The sequence below is a fragment of the Propionivibrio sp. genome (assembly GCF_049316945.1).
In the GTDB taxonomy this organism is placed as follows: domain Bacteria; phylum Pseudomonadota; class Gammaproteobacteria; order Burkholderiales; family Rhodocyclaceae; genus Propionivibrio.
Genome location: NZ_JBMOJE010000367.1, coordinates 1 through 1,729 on the forward strand (window position 1 = coordinate 1; position 1,729 = coordinate 1,729).

Sequence of the window (1,729 nt, forward strand, 5' to 3'; positions counted from 1 at the left end):
AACCACTTGCTTTCCGTATGCTTTTGAAGCATCATTGGACCCATTACAAAAGGAAGTCCAATGTCTCGCTCAACTCAGCCATTACGCGCCGCCCTCTATGCCCGTGTCTCGACAGACCGGCAATCAACAGAGAACCAGTTGCTTGAACTGCGACAGGCGGCAGAGCGCCTTGGGTGGGAAGTGGTTGGCGAATTCGTGGACAAAGGCATTTCAGGCGCCAAGGGACGCAAAGACCGGCCACAGCTTGATTCGCTTCTCAAAGGAGTCGCGCGTAAAGACTTCGACGTTGTGGCGTCCTGGTCCGTGGACCGACTGGGGCGCTCCCTGATCGATCTGGTCAACATGCTCCAGGAACTTCACTCGACGGGTGTGGATCTCTATCTGCACCAACAAGGCATCAACACAACGACGCCGGCCGGCAAGGCACTGTTCGGAATGATGGGCGTCTTTGCTGAGTTTGAACGCGGCATGATTCAAGAAAGGGTTCGCGCTGGCATGGCCAGAGCTAAGGCCAAGGGCACAAAGACCGGCAACGCCATCGGCCGGCCAGCAGTATCAACCGCCATCGAGGACCGGATCCGTGAATTGCGTACCGAGGGCTTGGGGATGATCAAGATTGCCGCACAGGCTGGATGCGGAGTTTCAGTCGTTCAACGGGTGTTGGCTGCACAACCTTGAATTACAGTGCCACCATGACCACAAAGAATCCTGAGCACTTCACTGCCGTCCCACTGGACAAAGCCTACCGCCTGCTTAATCACGGCCCAACTGTTTTGGTTTCGTCTGCCCACAACGGAATCCAGAACGTCATGGCTGCAGCGTGGTCTATGCCGCTGGATTTTGACCCTCCGAAGATAACGGTGGTGATCGATAAGGCGACGCTGACACGCGAATTGGTCGAGGCCGGCGGTGTGTTTGCGCTGAACCTTCCCTGTCGGGCCATGGCTGCGCAGACTCTCGCCGTCGGCACAGAAAGCGCAAAGACGATCCCCGACAAGCTGCTCAAGCACAACGTCAACACCTTTCCCTCCAGTCAGATCGCTGCGCCACTCGTTCACGGCTGCGTGGGCTGGTTGGAGTGTCGGGTGATTCCAGAGCCCCACAACCAGAAGTCCTATGACCTATTCATCGGTGAGGTTGTCGCGGCCTGGGCGGACGAGCGAGTGTTCAATGACGGGCGCTGGCGCTTTGACGGGGCGCCTGATGAACTTCGCACGCTGCACTATGTGGCCGGCGGCCAGTTCTACTTGATCGGGGAGTCGCTGCTGGTAAGCTCTTCGGACTAATCGTCGCCCACTATTGAATCTACCGCCCATCCTATGCCTTTTGTCGCCCCCAACGTAAATCAAATCAAGCCCGGCACCCAGCTTCGACACTACAAAGGTGGCCTGTACCACGTCGTTGGCACCTGCCTGATTGAGGCCACATTGAAGCCTGGCGTTCTCTACAAACCCAAGCAGGGAGACAAACAGGATGTCATCTGGATGCGGCCGATGTCTGAGTTCCAGGACATGGTTGCGACGCCCGATGGCTCAATTCCTCGTTTCGTTCTGATTTCAGAAGCGCAATAGTTCCTCGGCTATCTCAACTTTCGCGTGAAGCAAGTTAACGAAAAGTTGGACCGCATTACCGAAAAGCTGAGTGAGCTCGGCGTCTCAAAATGAATGTTCCGACAGTTTTCACCACGATCGTTCTTGTGTTGTCAGTCGGAAATGCGGCGGCCGACGCC

General features: G+C 56.3%; 3 protein-coding genes. All 3 read left to right on the plus strand.

What is annotated here, in order from left to right; all coding sequences use genetic code 11:
• Positions 1–60: 60 nt before the first annotated feature.
• Genes ACOYNV_RS28210 through ACOYNV_RS28220 form a run of 3 tightly spaced genes read left to right on the plus strand, consistent with a single transcriptional unit; the run spans position 61 to position 1,571 of the window.
• The gene (locus ACOYNV_RS28210) at positions 61–678 is read left to right on the plus strand and encodes a recombinase family protein (RefSeq protein ID WP_422903143.1); all 618 of its coding nucleotides are present in this window, start codon (positions 61–63) and stop codon (positions 676–678) included.
• Positions 679–692: 14 nt separating this feature from the next.
• On the plus strand, positions 693–1,286 hold the full coding sequence (locus ACOYNV_RS28215; protein WP_422903144.1) for a flavin reductase family protein: 594 nt from the start codon (positions 693–695) through the stop codon (positions 1,284–1,286).
• A gap of 33 nt (positions 1,287–1,319) precedes the next feature.
• Entirely contained in the window at positions 1,320–1,571 is a 252-nt protein-coding gene (locus ACOYNV_RS28220) for a DUF1653 domain-containing protein (protein WP_422903145.1), read from the plus strand.
• Positions 1,572–1,729 lie beyond the last annotated feature (158 nt).